The organism is Sporosarcina ureae (assembly GCF_002101375.1).
Classification (GTDB): Bacteria; Bacillota; Bacilli; order Bacillales_A; family Planococcaceae; genus Sporosarcina; species Sporosarcina ureae_B.
This window is the reverse complement of the sequence record NZ_CP015207.1, coordinates 2,701,969-2,718,649: the sequence shown is the minus strand read 5'-3', so window position 1 is coordinate 2,718,649 and position 16,681 is coordinate 2,701,969. Positions and strand designations below refer to the sequence as shown.

The 16,681-nt window shown below is 42.6% G+C and carries 12 protein-coding genes; 7 read left to right on the top strand and 5 right to left on the bottom strand.

Annotated elements, in window-relative coordinates; translation table 11 throughout:
• The first annotated feature begins 104 nt into the window (after nt 1-104).
• Both secA2 and SporoP8_RS13285 read left to right on the top strand, forming a co-directional pair.
• The gene (gene secA2, locus SporoP8_RS13290) at nt 105-2,468 is read left to right on the top strand and encodes an accessory Sec system translocase SecA2 (RefSeq protein WP_085132952.1); all 2,364 of its coding nucleotides are present in this window, start codon (nt 105-107) and stop codon (nt 2,466-2,468) included.
• Nucleotides 2,465-3,373 carry an accessory Sec system S-layer assembly protein gene (locus SporoP8_RS13285; protein ID WP_085132951.1) on the top strand — a complete coding sequence of 303 codons (909 nt, stop codon included), beginning with the start codon at nt 2,465-2,467 and terminating at the stop codon, nt 3,371-3,373. The genes secA2 and SporoP8_RS13285 overlap by 4 nt, the downstream gene beginning before the upstream one ends.
• A 95-nt stretch (nt 3,374-3,468) precedes the next feature.
• Here SporoP8_RS13285 and SporoP8_RS13280 read toward each other — a convergent pair whose 3' ends face one another.
• Nucleotides 3,469-3,927: a C40 family peptidase gene (locus SporoP8_RS13280; RefSeq protein ID WP_085132950.1), complete on the bottom strand. Its 459-nt coding sequence runs from the start codon at nt 3,925-3,927 to the stop codon at nt 3,469-3,471.
• A 2,623-nt stretch (nt 3,928-6,550) separates the two neighbouring features.
• Nucleotides 6,551-7,255 (bottom strand): glucosamine-6-phosphate deaminase, encoded by a 705-nt coding sequence (locus SporoP8_RS13270; RefSeq protein WP_085132948.1) that lies wholly within the window; start codon nt 7,253-7,255, stop codon nt 6,551-6,553.
• 336 nt (nt 7,256-7,591) lie between these two features.
• Here SporoP8_RS13270 and SporoP8_RS16805 point away from each other — a divergent pair, with 336 nt between their 5' ends.
• The 4 genes from SporoP8_RS16805 to SporoP8_RS13250 all read left to right on the top strand — a co-directional run bounded on the left by SporoP8_RS16805 (nt 7,592) and on the right by SporoP8_RS13250 (nt 10,952).
• Entirely contained in the window at nt 7,592-7,729 is a 138-nt protein-coding gene (locus SporoP8_RS16805) for a cytochrome c oxidase subunit 2A (RefSeq protein ID WP_232319161.1), read from the top strand.
• 26 nt (nt 7,730-7,755) lie between these two features.
• Nucleotides 7,756-8,256, top strand: a complete 501-nt coding sequence (locus SporoP8_RS13260) for a cytochrome c oxidase subunit II (RefSeq protein ID WP_085132947.1) — start codon at nt 7,756-7,758, stop codon at nt 8,254-8,256.
• 3 nt (nt 8,257-8,259) lie between these two features.
• On the top strand, nt 8,260-9,912 hold the full coding sequence (locus SporoP8_RS13255; RefSeq protein WP_085132946.1) for a b(o/a)3-type cytochrome-c oxidase subunit 1: 1,653 nt from the start codon (nt 8,260-8,262) through the stop codon (nt 9,910-9,912).
• A gap of 350 nt (nt 9,913-10,262) precedes the next feature.
• Nucleotides 10,263-10,952 carry a C40 family peptidase gene (locus SporoP8_RS13250; protein WP_085132945.1) on the top strand — a complete coding sequence of 230 codons (690 nt, stop codon included), beginning with the start codon at nt 10,263-10,265 and terminating at the stop codon, nt 10,950-10,952.
• Between the two features lie 68 nt (nt 10,953-11,020).
• On the opposite strand, the gene SporoP8_RS13245 is transcribed toward SporoP8_RS13250, so the two are convergent.
• Nucleotides 11,021-11,758: an SDR family NAD(P)-dependent oxidoreductase gene (locus SporoP8_RS13245; protein ID WP_085132944.1), complete on the bottom strand. Its 738-nt coding sequence runs from the start codon at nt 11,756-11,758 to the stop codon at nt 11,021-11,023.
• Nucleotides 11,759-11,960: 202 nt separating this feature from the next.
• Between SporoP8_RS13245 and SporoP8_RS13240 the strand changes: the two genes are divergently transcribed.
• On the top strand, nt 11,961-13,553 hold the full coding sequence (locus SporoP8_RS13240; protein WP_085132943.1) for a SulP family inorganic anion transporter: 1,593 nt from the start codon (nt 11,961-11,963) through the stop codon (nt 13,551-13,553).
• A 470-nt stretch (nt 13,554-14,023) separates the two neighbouring features.
• Here SporoP8_RS13240 and murJ read toward each other — a convergent pair whose 3' ends face one another.
• Nucleotides 14,024-15,307: a murein biosynthesis integral membrane protein MurJ gene (murJ, locus tag SporoP8_RS13235; protein ID WP_085132942.1), complete on the bottom strand. Its 1,284-nt coding sequence runs from the start codon at nt 15,305-15,307 to the stop codon at nt 14,024-14,026.
• The gene (locus SporoP8_RS13230; protein WP_085132941.1) at nt 15,304-16,401 is read right to left on the bottom strand and encodes a glycosyltransferase; all 1,098 of its coding nucleotides are present in this window, start codon (nt 16,399-16,401) and stop codon (nt 15,304-15,306) included. The genes murJ and SporoP8_RS13230 overlap by 4 nt, the downstream gene beginning before the upstream one ends.
• Nucleotides 16,402-16,681 lie beyond the last annotated feature (280 nt).

Here is a 16,681-nt window from a genome sequence, read left to right as displayed (position 1 = left end):
TTGTTCTTCTCTTTCTATATATAGATAGTCTTTTGTCGGTCCTTTTGGTAAAATAGATAGGAATCTCTCATTTAAATAGAGATTTATAAAGGAGCGTCTAATTCATGTTAAAAATCTTTAAACGTAGAACTGGAACGAGTGAACGTCAGTTGCGTAAATACCGCAAAATTGTGGAGCAGATTAATTCACTAGAACCTAAATATATCGCTATGTCTGATGATGATCTTTCTGGAATGACAGATCAATTCAAACAACAGTTAGAAGACGGCGCAACCGTCGAGACCATTATGCCGGATGCATTCGCAGTTGTACGTGAAGCATCTAAACGGGTTCTCGGTATGCGCCATTTTGATGTGCAACTAATCGGTGGAGCTGTATTGACGGAAGGTAATATTGCTGAAATGCCTACCGGTGAAGGTAAAACACTTGTCGCTTCCCTACCTTCCTATGTACGCGCGCTTGAAGGTAAAGGCGTCCACGTCATTACAGTCAATGATTATTTAGCAAAACGGGACTTTGATCAAATCGGTCAAATTCATCGTTTCCTTGGATTGACTGTCGGCTTGAATGTTCCGATGATGCAAGGGCCCGCTAAGCAAGCCGCTTACGAAGCAGATATTACGTACGGTGTAGGTACAGAATTCGGCTTCGACTATTTACGAGATAACATGGTGCAGCACACGTCTCAAAAAGTGCAGCGACCTTATCATTTCGCTATTATCGATGAAGTCGACAGTGTCTTGATCGACGAAGCAAAAACACCATTGATTGTGGCAGGCAAAACGCAAGCCGATGCAGACCTTCACCATATCGCAGCTCGCCTAGCCAAACGCTTTAAAGTGGAAGAAGACTTTGATTTTGACGAGGCAACAAAGGCAACTTCTCTTACCGAACAAGGTATTGAAAAAGTCGAAAAAGCATTTGGTATCGGAAACTTGTATGATCTAGATCACCAAACTCTTTATCATTATGTCATCCAGGCTGTCCGTGCATTCGTCATCTTCAAGCGGGATGTCGATTACATCGTACGAGACGGAAAAATTGAACTGGTCGATATGTTCACCGGCCGGATTATGGAAGGTAGAACTCTATCTGATGGTCTTCACCAAGCAATTGAAGCTAAAGAAGGCGTCGATATTACGGACGAAAATAAAGCACAAGCTCAAATTACCATTCAGAACTACTTCCGTATGTATCCAAAACTTTGTGGAATGACGGGTACTGCGAAAACTCAGGAGAAGGAATTCCGTGAAGTCTATAATATGGAAGTAATCCAAATCCCGACGAACCGCCCACGTGCGCGAATCGATGCTCCAGATTTCGTTTTCAGAACGACAGAAGAAAAGTATAAAGCAGTAGCAAAAGAAGTAGCCGCTCGTCATGCGAAGGGCCAACCCGTATTAGTCGGTACTACTTCCATTCTTCAGTCCGAAGCAGTTGCCAAGTATTTACGTGATGAAGGATTGAAGTTCCATCTATTGAATGCGAAAAGTGTCGAGCAGGAAGTTTCATTGATTTCCGAGTCTGGTCAAGCGGGCAATATTACCGTCGCTACGAATATGGCAGGTCGCGGAACGGATATCGTACTTGGTGAAGGCGTGGAAGAAAACGGTGGACTATTTGTATTAGGTACAGAAAAACATGAAAGTCGCCGTGTCGATAATCAGTTACGCGGCCGTTCAGGTCGTCAAGGAGACCATGGCGAAAGTCAATTCTATCTCTCTTTAGAAGATGAAATGTATATCCGCTTCTCTCCTGAAGAACTCGAGAAATTCTTGACGAAAGTTCGCACGGATGAGAATGGTAAAGTACTGAACCCTGAAGTAGATGAACTGACGGAACGTACACAACGGATCGTGGAAGGCGCGCACTTCTCTATGCGTGAATATAATCTAAAATTAGATGATGTGATCAATGATCAGCGTGAAGTTATCTATTCCTTACGCAATCGCGTACTCGAAGGCAATGACATTTTCGATAAACTCAAGACGATGTTGTCGGAAACGGTTGAGTTCGTCGTTCTAGATAGTTGCCCAGATAATGAAATTGCTGATAACTGGGATTTCGATCGTATCGAACGGACGATGAACGCACTTTTACTGACGCCGGTCAAGCTTCCTAATTCATTAGATAGAACTGCAGATATAATGAAAGAGTACGATGAAGAAATGGCAGAGTTGTTTGCATTTATCGACACGTTCACTGATAATGAACAAGTGAGTCAACTGTTGCCACAAGTCATGTTGAGCTATATTGACACGATGTGGGTTAAGCATTTGGAAGTGATGACTCGCCTCAAAGAAGGAATTGGATTGCGTTCATACGGACAAGAAGATCCTATGCGTATTTACCAGCGTGAAGGCTTGCAGTTATTCGCCAAGCACTATCAACGCCTGCGCCGGGATATTGCGTCCGAAATTATCGCATTCATGAAGCAACTCAATACAAAACAGGAGGTTTCCCAATGAAACTCTTCAATTTATTCAAAAAAACCGAAAAAACCGGATTGGACAGTACAGTCGAATCCGAGGAAATTTTAGAATATGGCCAAGCAGGTTCAGGCGACGAAGATATCGAAACAGAACTATCTCTTCATGAGCAATGGAGCCTAACACAGGAGCAAGAATATGTTTTCCGTTTTCTTGCAAATGAGCAAGAGCCTTTAAAACCAAATCAAATCTCCTTGTCAGGTATCGATATCGATTTGGAGCCAACAAACGGTAGCTGGTTAGTTAAAGCATTTTTCCGTTCTTCACTGGATCAAGCGATCACTGTAGGCGAAATTGAGTTATTATTACTTGATGAAGAAGGCAATACAGCAGCATCTGCAGAGTTCGATTTGAACGAGTTAGGTGAAATTCCAGCGCGCAGTGCACGACCATGGGTATTCGTTTTCGAAAAGAAAGATCAATTGGTAGAAGAAATCCCTGCAACGAACTGGAAGCTTGCATTCAACGTTCATTCGATGATGCCACACCAATTGGAACTTGCACCAACATGGGAAGAACAACTCCCTGCTGAGCAAAAAGAAGCGTTATCTAAAATTGTAAGCGATCTTCCAAAATTGAAGCCACGCGAAGTGAATATCGCAGGTTTCCAAATCCAATCACAAGATGAAGGTACGATTGCAGCTTCCGTTTTCGTTCGTAACGGTCACTCCAAACAAATCAATATTGAAAAGTTACCGCTTGAATTAATTGATGCAACAGGAGAATTGGTAGCACGAGGAACATTCGACCTCAATCCTCCACTTTCCGTGAAAGCAAACAGCACGACCCCTTGGACATTCATCTACCCTAAGGAATTAGTGAAGAAAGATGAACCGGATTTCTCTCGTTGGACAATCCGCGTTCCACAAGACGCAACTACTTAATACTTGCCGGATAAGATTGGGAATCCCCTCTCCTATCCGGTATTTTTTCGTAAAAAACATCGATCTTCCACATAGGAAGATCGATGTTTCTTCTATTAAATACCTGCAACACGCTTCGCACCTATATAGCGCTTGCCCCAGTACGTATCATTTACTCTATCCACACGCACACCTTTTGATGTAGAAGCATGTGCGAACTTGCCATTTCCAACATAGATTCCCACGTGTGAAACACCGCGTCCTGTTGTGTTAAAGAATACTAGATCACCATTGCGTAGACTCGATTTCTTCACAGCACGCCCTGATGCATACATTGCACTAGAAGTTCTCGCTACTTTTAAACCATTTTGCTTGAATACATAACCAACATAACCTGAGCAATCAAATCCTGCTCTCGTTGTACCACCATAGCGATATTTGATACCCGTTAAGCTAGTTGCTGTTTTTGTGATATTCGTTGTTTTACCGGCTGCATCTGCTTGTCCAGCAAATGGTGAGACGATCAAAAGTGTAGTAAGTGCTAGGACTGAGATAGCCTTTTGTAATAGATTCATAAGTTCCTCCGCGACAGTATGTATTTTTAGTAGTTTGCTTGTCTGTTTATGTATCTCATCTTAGCATTGTACAAACTTATGATTTATTACAGTAATGTAACAAGGATGTTTCAAAGTCGAATGGTATATTACACTTGAAATATTTGTGTCTAAAATTGACAAAAGTAAGTACCCATTTTGTTGAGGACGTCGCTCGACTTATTTTTGGATTCTGAAGTTAGCAAGTGTTCACTTTCTGGACCCGCGCAGGCACGTGGGGGATTGCCTACAGCCATGAGCCAGCTGGCGATGGTGCTGCCAGTTGTCTCATGGCCACGGCCTACCCCGCAGTTGTGCCTGCGCTACTTTGGGGAAATGATTTAGTTTGTGTTTCTAGCAAAAAGAAAAACAGTGACATGGTGATAGCTATCATGTATTTCTTGCTCACTTTTTGTTTGGGGCGTCGCTCGACTTATTTTTGGGTTCTGAAGTTAGCAAGTGTTCACTTTCTCGACCCGCACAGGCACGTGGGGGATTGCCTACAGCCATGAGCCAGCTGGCGATGGTGCTGCCAGTTGTCTCAGGGCCACGGCCTACCCCGCAGTTGTGCCTGTGCTACTGTGGGGTAATGAATTAGTTCGTGTTTCTAGCAAAGAGAAAAACAGTGACATTGTGATAGCTATCATGCATTTTTTGCTCACTTTTGTTGGGTACGTCGCTCGACTTATTTTTGGGTTCTGAAGTTAGCAAGTGATCACTTTCTCGACCCGCACAGGCACGTGGGGGATTGCCTACAGCCATGAGCCAGCTGGCGATGGGGCTGCCAGTTGTCTCAGGGCCACGGCCTACCCCGCAGTTGTGCCTGTGCTACTTTGGGGTAATGAATTAGTTTGTGTTTCTAGCAAAGAGAAAAACAGTGACATTGTGATAGCTATCATGCATTTTTTGCTCACTTTTGTTGGGTACGTCGCTCGACTTATTTTTGGAGACTGAAGTTAGCGAGTGTTCACTTTCTGGACTCGCGCAGGCACGTGGGGGATTGCCTACAGCCATGAGCCAGCTGGCGATGGGGCTGCCAGTTGTCTCAGGGCCACGGCCTACCCCGCAGTTGTGCCTGCGCTACTTTGGGGAAATGAATTAGTTTGTGGTTCTAGCAAAGAGAAAAATAGTGACATTGTGATAGCTATCATGCATTTTTTGCTCACTTTTGTTGGGTACGTCGCTCGACTTATTTTTGGGTTCTGAAGTTAGCAAGTGATCACTTTCTCGACCCGCACAGGCACGTGGGGGATTGCCTACAGCCATGAGCCAGCTGGCGGTAGGGCTGCCAGTTGTCTCATGGCCACGGCCTACCCCGCAATTGTGCCTGCGCTACTGTAGGGAAATGAATTAGTTTGTGTTTCTAGCAAAAAGAAAACCAGTGACATTGTGATTGCTATCACTTGTTTTTTGCGAACAATGTGTCCTATACCCTATCAGCGAAGATGCTAGCAAAACAAGGGACATCATCTATTACGCAACCTTGAAACGCTTTTGGCAGAACCACTACCCAACTGCCCGTCTTGCTCACTTTTGTTGGGTACGTCGCTCGACTGATTGTTGGATACTTAAGTTAGCAAGTGATCACTTTCTCGACCCGCGCAGGCACGTGGGGGATTGCCTCCAGCCATGAGCCAGCTGGCGGTAGGGCTGCCAGTTGTCTCATGGCCACGGCCTACCCCGCAGTTGTGCCTGCGCTACTGTGGGGGAATGAATTAGTTTGTGGTTCTAGCAAATAGAAAAACAGTGACATGGTGATAGCTATCACTTGTTTCTTGCGAGTGAAGTGTATGAACTGTCCTACACACTATCTAACGAAGGCGCCTGCTGTGGTAGACGAAGTAAGGAGACAGAGACAGGCGCACTTCCTGTCTGTGGCTCCTTGCGAAAGCCATCCACCAGCGCCGTAGTGGGGACAATGAGCATTACACTTACATTGCTAGCAACACCACATACTCCTAACAGAAACGTAATCCAACAGCACTACTTCCATTTAAAACAACGATCCAAACTGCCTCACACAATCTAACGAAGGCGCCTGCTGTGGTAGGCGAAGTAAGGAGACAGAGACAGGCGCACTTCCTGTTTGTGGCTCCTTGCGAAAGCCATCCACCAGCGCCGTAGTGGGGACAATGAGCATTACACTTACATTGCTAGCAACACCACATACTCCTAACAGAAACGTAATCCAACAGCACTACTTCCATTTAAAACAACTATCCGAACTGCCCCACACACAATCAAACGAAGACACCTGCTGTGGTAGGCGAAGTAAGGAGACAGAGACAGGCGCACTTTCTGTCTGTGGCTCCTTGCGAAAGCCATCCACCAGCGCCGTAGTGGGGACAATGTGCATTACACTTACATTGCTAGCAACACCACATACTCCTAACAGAAACGTAATCCAACAGCACTACTTCCATTTAAAACAACTATCCGAACTGCCCCACACACAATCAAACGAAGACACCTGCTATGGGAGGCGAAGCAGGACCAACGTACAGCACATGTTCATAGTCAACCTAATACTCACTTCACACAAAAAAGGCTACCCTAGAAGTCAAGTTACACTTCCAGGATAGCCCCTGATAATCATCTATTCTACTCAATCAAGCTGTAAATCCGTAATCACAATTACATCTTCATGACGCAATAACTTTGTAATCGGCCACTCCGTTGTGATCTCTCCAGCTTTCAATTTCTCCATCGCCGCACGTTTCTTCTCGCCAAATGCAACCATGATTAACTTCTTCGACTTTACAATGGAAGAGATCCCCATCGTCAAGGCGATATTCGGAATCTTATCATCGTTTTCGAAATATTGACTGTTAACTCCTAGTGTAGAGTCTGTCAGTGTCGCAACATGTGTTACAGAATCAAATGGTGTTCCTGGCTCGTTGAAAGCGATATGACCATTCTCTCCCACTCCCAAAAGTTGAATATCCAACGGGTGAGAGTTCAACTGATTCTCGTATTCTTCACACTCTTGATCTAAATTTCCAGCCATACCGTTTGGAATAAACGTTTCTTTGAATGGCTTTTTACTGAACAAATGCTGCTTCATAAAGTATGCATAACTATTTGGGTTATCCGCGTCAATACCTACATATTCATCTAAGTTGAATGCTGTAACGTTGGAAAAGTCTAACGACGAATGAGTCCATTCATCATAAATCGGAATCATCGTGCTGCCTGTAGCCAATCCAAGTACATGCAATCTATTATTTTGAAGTTCTTCAGAAATCAGATTAAATACTTCCTTCGCACCTTCTTCAGGGCTTTTCACTGTAATCCATTTGACATTTTCCATTTACACACCGGCTTCCTAGGTTTTACCTTATTATATTATAATTTCAATTCAACATACGGTCAACATTGAATACATGTTGTCTCACTCTGTATTCCCTATTTCACTCACTGTTACACCTATTTTTTTATGCACCTGACGAACTATACCATTAGCACCTTCAACCTAGCTCGAATCACAATTACAGCGGAATGTGTATGACAAAAGCATGTAAAGTGATTGAACATATTGTGAAATTTACGTTTTTTCTTCAATTCATAGGGAATTCCCTAATTCTTTATTCCCCCGCTAGGATTATGATAAAAGTACGAACTCCATTTAGACAAGGAGGTGGCCGTATTGAGCAAGAAGATATCTTCTCCCAATCAACCAAAAGAAGAAACGAATTTAAAAGGTACCCTGATCATGGTGATGATCGTCGGAATCGTCATTCTTGTCATGTGGTTTGGCGCTTACGGATTATTCTTATCTAGATAATAACTAGCATTAAAGGAGGAAACATTATGCATTTGCATAAGTATGAAAAAGTATGGATTGTATTCGGTTTAGCATCATTGGTTTTATTCTTACTTATTATTGGCTTTGCGGCATTCTGGAAAGGAACACATCCACAAAGTCATATCGAAACTATCGATCCTCAAAACGTCGAAGCGAACGAATCTTTCCAACCTGATAATCTTGGTCTGACAGAAGTTGCTGACGGGAAATATGTTGTCAATATGGTCGCTTCCGCTTTTAATTATGACTTCGGTACAGAAGAAGATGGAACCGCTACTAAGACGATTCGCGTACCGAAAGGTTCCACAGTTCTTTTCCAAGTAACAAGTAAAGACGTCGTCCACGGATTCCAAGTGGCAGGTACAAATGTCAACATGATGGTTGAACCTGGACATATCAGCCGCTTCGAATCCGTCATGAAAAACGATGGCGAATTCACAGTGGTGTGCAACGAATATTGCGGCATCGGTCACCATTTGATGTTCGGCACAGTGGAGGTGTACTAACACATGGAATTATTTAATTTCTCAAAAAAAGAATCCAGATTGTATATGGCTTTTATGCACGTCACGTTCATCTCTCTTTTAGTCGGTGGCTTGATGGGACTGCTTCAGACATTAGTCCGTTCCGGCAAATACACATTACCATTCAATATTGATTACTATACGATTTTAACAACGCACGGCGTCATACTCGGTTTAGTATTGACTACGTTCTTCATCGTCGGTTTCCAATTCTCACTTATGGGGAAAACCGTTGGCATTTCAGACAAACAATTAATGTGGGGTTGGATTTCATTCTGGGTCATGTTGGTCGGTACGGTATTATCTGCATGGATGATTTTAACAGGTGAAGCTTCTGTATTGTATACATTCTATACGCCACTTCGCGCGCATCCTATTTTCTACATCGGACTGACATTAGTCATTGTAGGAAGCTGGATTGCTGCTTTCACTAACTTCCGTCAACTATATGTATGGAAGAAAGCGCATAAAGGTGAAAAGTCTCCTTTACTAGCATTTATGGTAGTCATCAATATGATTATGTGGTTCGTCGCCACACTTGGTGTAGCGTACTCGGTCATCGTATTGATCTTGCCTTGGTCACTTGGTTATGTCGCAACAGTCAACGTATTATTGACGCGTACATTATTCTGGTACTTCGGTCACCCGCTTGTATACTTCTGGTTGTTACCTGCTTACATGGCTTGGTACGCAATCATCCCGAAAATTATCGGCGGAAAACTATTCAGTGATCCTTTAGCAAGACTGGCTTTCATTCTGTTGTTGATGTTCTCGATTCCAGTCGGATTCCACCATCAATTGACTGAGCCAGGTATTGATCCCACTTGGAAGTTCATCCAAGTCGTCTTAACATTCATGGTGGTCATCCCTTCATTGATGACGGCGTTCTCTTTATTCGCTACATTTGAAATTACAGGTAGAAGAAAAGGCTATAAATCACTATTCGGTTGGTTCAAAAAACTGCCTTGGAAAGATGTTCGATTCTTGGCACCATTCGTTGGTATGGTAGCATTTATCCCAGGTGGAGCAGGCGGGATCATTAACGCTTCTCACCAAGTAAACTCTCTTGTTCACAACACGATTTGGATAACAGGTCACTTTCATTTAACAGTTGCAACAACAGTCATTTTAACGTTTTTCGGTATTGCGTATTGGTTGATTCCACACTTGACTGGCCGTCGTTTGACCCCTTCATTGAATAAACTAGGTATCATTCAGACGTTCATTTGGGCAATTGGCATGACAATCATGTCAACTTCCATGCATATTCAAGGCCTCATCGGTGGACCACGTCGTTCAGCATTCTCTGAGTACGCAGGTGGAGATCAAGTTTCTACTTGGATCAGCTACCAAATGTGGCAAGCTGTCGGCGGAATCATCTTATTCGTTGGTATTCTATTGATGTTCTACATTTTCATTCAATTGGCATTCTTCGCTCCACGCGGTTATGAAGAATATCCAATCGCTGAAGAAGAAGTAGATGCTGAGAAATCACCGAAAATTTTGGAGAACTGGTATATATGGATTGGTATTACCATCGCATTGATTCTATTCGCGTATACGATACCCATGATCGATATCATTAAGCACTCGCCTCCTGGATCGATTCCATTTGACTGGCCTATCGGACGTTCTTAAACAGCAGAAAAGCCCTGAACAATCCGTAACATTACTTCGGATTGTTCAGGGCTTTTACTATAGTTTGAAGTAGTACGATAAAACACGACTTTGCGTTTACCCATAACATACATACTGGTTACAAAAAAACTGAGTCCCAAGAACCACTTTCAGTTTTAAAAAATACCCTTTTATAGTATTTACTCATATGTTAAACCTAAACAACTAGTAAACTATTGATTAAAAATAAGTCTTAAGATACGTTTAATATCCATTACTGTAATGTATGATAGGTTTATAGGTTTAATAACTAGTTAACACTCTGCAGTACAAAGTACCAAATCTAGTATACTTAAAGGAGATACGTCGAAATGAAGAAAATTGCCCTAGCCGCGATCGCCTCTCTTTTGCTTGCAACAAGCATCTCAGTTGGTAGTGTTGCCGCTGCATCAAAAACGCATATCGTGCAAGCAGGAGATACTCTTTACAAGATTTCCAATCAGTACAAGATTACGGTAACTGAACTAAAACGTCTGAATTCTCTTACTTCTAATAATATCAAAGTTAAACAGAAACTTATAGTAGAAAATAAAGTGAACTCTTCACAAGCTGTCTCTTCTACTAATTCATTGGGCTCGTTATCATCAAACAAACCTGTGACGAAGCCGAATGTTACGACCACTAGCCAGGCGCTAGGTCAAAAATTAGTGGACATTACACAGCCATTACTAGGAACTCCTTATGTATGGGCAGGTTCTACTCCATCAGGATTTGATTGTAGCGGTTTCATTTATTATGCATTCAACCAAGCTGATGTTAAAGTTCCTCGATTAGATACAATCGGTTTCTTCAACCGTTCATTATTTATAAAAGATCCGGTAGTAGGAGATTTATTATTCTTCCAAAATACATATCGTCCCGGCATCTCGCATATCGGTATTTATCTAGGAGACAATAAGTTCATTCACGCGGGGACAAAAGCAATTGAAATTGCTTCTCTAGACTCTTCATATTGGAACTCACGTTTCATGGGCTTCAAACGCTTTGTAGATGTAAAATAATCAATGAAAAACGGGTTGTCCTGTAAGTCATCATGACTTGTAGGACAACCCGTTCTGTTTATATTTTATTATCGTGCAGAATAACCGCCATCAATTACAAGCTCTGCGCCTGTAATATAAGCCGCTTCATCTGATGCCAAGAAGAGTACGGCATTCCCTACATCTTCCGGCTGACCCAAACGTTGTAGTGGAGTCATTTTAATCAACATATCCAGTTGAGCCTTAGACTCTTCAAGATTTGCCACCATCGGCGTTTCAATAACTCCTGGGAATACGGTGTTTACACGGATACCTGCTTGTCCATACTCCGCTGCTGCCGCTTTAGAAATAGCACGTACTGCACCTTTAGATGCAGAATACGGATTCAAGCCCATACCAATCAAAGCAGTATAAGAAGAAATATTGACGATTGCACCTTTTTTCGCTTCCTTCATATATTTTGATGCATGCTTCATACCTAGAAATGTACCGAAGCTATTGATATCTGAAAGTCTGCGCCAATCTTCAATCGTGATTTGATCTACAGTTTTTTCAGTTGAGATACCAGCATTATTCACAAGAATATCCATTTTCCCGAAGTGATCGACAGCTTTTTTCATAGCCTCTTCCCACTCTGCATCTTCCATTACATTCAATTTGATAGTGAAGATATTATCCTGACCGCCCCACTTTTCTTCAAGTGCTGCTGTATTAATGTCAGCTGCAATTACTTTCGCGCCTTCTGCCGTGAATTGCTTTACCATCATTTCACCCATACCAGATGCCCCACCTGTAATGAACGCTACTTTGTCTTGTAATCTGCCCATAAAATATCTCTCCTTTATTGTTGTTACTGCCATATACTTTAACACTAAAGTATATTCGAATCAATTATTCGGTTCGACACTATCTTCTTCAATTATTGAACTTTTATACATCTCCCCCTTTATACACACCTTGTATAGGCCGTATGCATACCGTATAATAAGTGTTGTATATATACACTAAAAATGGAAGAAGTGAACAAATATGTTCAAAGATCCACGTTATCTTAATTATAATGCAGCGGGCTTCCGGCAGGATTTGATAGCAGGGATTACTGTTGGAATTGTGGCCATTCCACTTGGGATGGCTTTTGCCATTGCTTCTGGCGTCAAACCAGAATACGGGCTATATACTACGATCATCGCAGGTCTTTTAGTCGCCTTGCTTGGTGGTTCACGTTACCAGATCGCCGGCCCTACTGGCGCATTCATTCCCATATTACTAGCTATCGTACTACAATACGGTTACGAAGATCTTCTACTTGCCGGATTTCTCGCGGGTATTCTTCTTGTCATTATGAGTTTTCTCGGTGTCAGTAATCTCATTCACTTCGTCCCGCGATCGGTGACAATCGGATTCACTGCGGGGATTGCAGTCATTATCTTTACTGGACAGTTCCAAAACTTCTTTGGCTTGACGGGAGTGGAGAAAAAAGAGTTCTTCCATGAAAGCATGGTAGAAATCGCTCGTCATTTTCATACTATCAATACATTTAGTATCCTAACTGCCACAATCGGTCTTGGTGTCATCTTTCTTTTACCCAAAATCTCTCCAAAGGTTCCATTACTACTTATTGCACTGTTAGTTCCTACTATCTGCTCGATTTTGTTCTTCCCAGGTAAAGTGGAAACAATCGGCACAGCATATGGTGGCATTCCACAACATTTACCTAGTTTTCATTTTCCAGAAATCACGCTCGCCAAACTGGTGAATCTATGGCAGCCCGCTTTAATCATTGCTGCACTTGGTGCGATCGAATCTCTGCTTTCCGCAGTTGTGGCTGACGGAATGAAAAGTAATGTACCTAAGCATAATTCCAAGAAAGAATTATTTGGTCAAGGTATCGCTAATATCATTACACCATTATTCGGGGGAATCCCCGCCACAGGCGCCATCGCACGTACCGCCACAAATATCGGTTCAGGCGCGGTCAGTCCCATTTCTGGCATCATACAAAGTTTATTTGTATTGGCTTTTCTATTACTATTCGCACCTTATGCTTCCTATATACCGTTGGCCGCAATGGCACCCATTCTGATGTTTGTCGCTTGGAATATGAGTTCACGAAAAGCCTTTGCCCAAATCGCTTCGTTACGCTCAAGTGATTCACTTGTGTTACTGACAACTTTCCTTTTGACCATATTCGTGAATTTGACAATCGCAGTCGAAGTCGGAATCTTGCTCGCCGCCCTGTCATTCTTACGCAAAATGAGTGGCTCATTGGATATTAAAAAGAGTAAACTGTCTGACGTTGAAAAATTCAAGTTGTCTATGGGAAATGAATCTGAGCTGATCAAATTCAAAATCTCCGGTCCACTGTTCTTCGGTACCGCGAAATACTTCGAGGATCGATACCCTGAATTATTGAATCTTGAACAAACCACAATCATTTTAGACATGAAAAATTTAACAGCTATCGATGCAACGGGTGAAGCAGCTCTTTCCGCCATGCTCGACGAAGCAGATCGCCAAAACAAGCGACTCATCTTTAAACGAGTCCCTCCTGAGAAAGTGAGCTTGTTCAAACGTAGTGGTTTATATGACAAAATCGGTGAAGAAAATTTCTTTATGCTGTAAATCATTTCATTGGGATCGTCGCTCGAGTCAGGTTTGGCATCGAAAATAGTGCGTATCTGCTTTCTGGACTCGCACAGGCACGTGGGGGATTGCCTCCAGCCATGAGCCAGCTGGCGGTAGGGCTGCCAGATGTCTCATGGCCACGGCCTACCCCGCAGTTGTGCCTGTGCTACTGAGTAATATTTATTCAATTTGTGGTTCTAATAAGAAGATCTGAGACAGGCGAACTTCCTGTCTGTGGCTCATTGCGAAAGCCATCCACCAGCGCCGTAGTGGATGCAATGATCTCGCCACTTACATTGCCAGCTAAACGACAATCCTGTGATCAAACACGAAACAGTAAGAGTAAGAGTACGTGCAAGAACCACAATCCTATGCCGATTTTTGCGCAAATTTCACGGAAACACAATCCAAAAAACCACAAAAAAGCTTCCACTCAACTTACTGAGTGAAAGCTTTTTTTCATATCATTACAACTTCCATTTAAACCGAGCATACCCGGCGAGTAAAAGGAAGTTCACTGCCGCACTGACGACAGTACCGTACGCAATGGCTTGCGCACCAATCTGATCAACAAACGCAAAAATAATACCGATATTAATTCCAAATACGCTGATTAAACTAAAGATAATAGGTGTGATCGAATTACCTTTTGCATAATAAAATCGAGTGATATAAGTATTAGCCGCTAAGAAAAACATCGACAGAGCGAATACTTTGAACACCGGCACGGTCAACATAATGGACTTCTCATCGAAATTCCCATAACCGAATACTAAACGGATGAGCGGCTCAGCTAGGAAATAGCAGAACACCGTCGCTGGCAATAGTAACGCGACCATGTAGAGCATTCCTTTCTTGTAAAGCGCCTTGACCGTACCCGTATCCCCTTCGCCTTCTTTCTTCGCGAGCATTGGATAGATCACCGTCGTTACGGCTGTCATTAGAATAGCTTGTGGAAAGCCCGTTAGTTTCGATGCGTAGTTAATAGAAGAAATCGCACCTTCCCCTAACCCACCCGCTGCAATACGATGAATAATGAAGTAGAACTGTAATGAAGCGCCACCGAATAAAATCGGCAAGGCGAGCCACCACATTCTCTTAATATCCGTAGGCATACCAAATGAAGGTTTCAGCGAGGAAAGATCTGCACGTTTGATACCCCAATACAGGAATAGCCCCATTAGGATGGCACTGACCATGGCACCAACACCATACGATTCAGGTCCAAGCCATTTTGTTAGCGCAAAGCCCACTCCAACAAACGCTACGTTATACAGTAAGATGGCAAGACTTGATAACTGAAAACGGTCATTGATATTCAATAAACCGCTCATCCATGTCGACATGACCAATACGATGGAAGAAGGCATCATCCAAAGGAAGAGATTTCTTACTACTGTGTAGTCTTCATCACTTAACTCTTTAAAGAATAGATTCAGAATCGGATTCGTCAAGACGATAATTACTAATGTAACAAGTGTGGCGGTCATGACGACTGTCGTGAATGCTTTGCGTACAAATAATGGCCGATCCATACTCGACGAATGGTAGATCGATATAAAGGCAGTCGTCAACGCTCCACCAAGCACTAGATAAATGAAGTTCGGAATCGTATACGCTGTCGCGATGGCATCCGCCACTGTCGAAGTACCATATTGTATGCCAATTACGACTTCGCGCCCGAAGCCAAACAATCTGGCAACAATATTAATGATGGCGACAGTGCCAATGATCTTGAATAATTTACTCATTTGGAAGATCCCTTTCCATTCTGTTCATAGATATCGTTCAACCTTTTGACGATCTCTGATGAAGAATGTTGCTGAATCACTTGTTGCGTCACTTCATGTTGCTCTCTGGTCACTTCATTCGAAAGTGCTTCCTCGAGTCCCATAGCCAAGGCTTGCGCATTCCGTGGCTCAACTAATGTTCCGACATCGTCTTTCAATAAATACGGTAAGCCCCCGACATTCGTCGCTACGACTTTGGCTCCTGAGGCAAGGGCTTCGAGTGCTACTAAGCCAAAACCTTCATGATAAGAAGGTAGCGCGAGAAGATCTGCTGCCGACATCCATTTCGCGAGTTCAGTCTGGCTGACAGGCCCTTTAAAGCGAATGCCCGAATTGTTGCCGACTTTGTCCTTCACTTCCTGCGTAAAACGCTGGTCCTTTTGTGAACCTACTATATATAGAAGAAGATCTTCATGCGTCTCTTGTAATTGTTCAAATGCGTCAATCAATTCCATAATGCCTTTTGCTTCGATCACATTCCCCACAAAGAGTACTACACGTTCATTTAAAGGCACGTCCAATAAAAGTCGAACTTCCTCCTGAGCCATTGGCTTAAAGATACGCGTATCTACACCCATACTCATGACTTCTACTTTGCTAGGAGCTATATCATAATCATGGATGACATCATTTCGCAACTTTTCACCGACCGTGATAACCTCCGAGGCCTCTTGTAAAATACGATGAGTGAGTTTCGCAATACGTGGACTTTTCTTAGCCATTTTATCTAAATCTCCACCATGTATTGTCACTACGTACGGTATCTTCCATAATTTCTTCGCTAGCAATGACACCAGTCCAGTTGGAAACGCGTAATGCGCATGTGTAATACTAATATTCTTTTTATGCTGTAAAACATATAGAAGGGACTCTATTCCCCATGATAGATATTTGACTATTTTTCCGATCTTTCCTTTACCCGGATCCTGTATGGCGATGACTTTAATATCTACGCCATCTTTTTTTAATTGCTCCACTTGGTTCTTGACAAAGATTCCAAAGGTAGGATGCTCAGCGGAAGGATACATATTACTAAATACTACTACTTTAGACACTTATAACTCATCCTTTATTACTTACTGACATAAACTAATACGCTCTTTTCTACGTTGAATGATTATACCACATACTACGCGCATATAAAGGCGCAACAGCAATTAACTCACTATTTTATTTCTTCTCTATAGTAGAAATATCGGTAGTTATTTATATAAACATTTCAATCATATGTCAGCGTGTAATTTTCTTGTAATATAATTGTAATAATTCCCATGTTTATTCGTGCTAACATGTTCCTAGATTACAAAGCGCAACAATGATTGCGCGAAAGGGGAA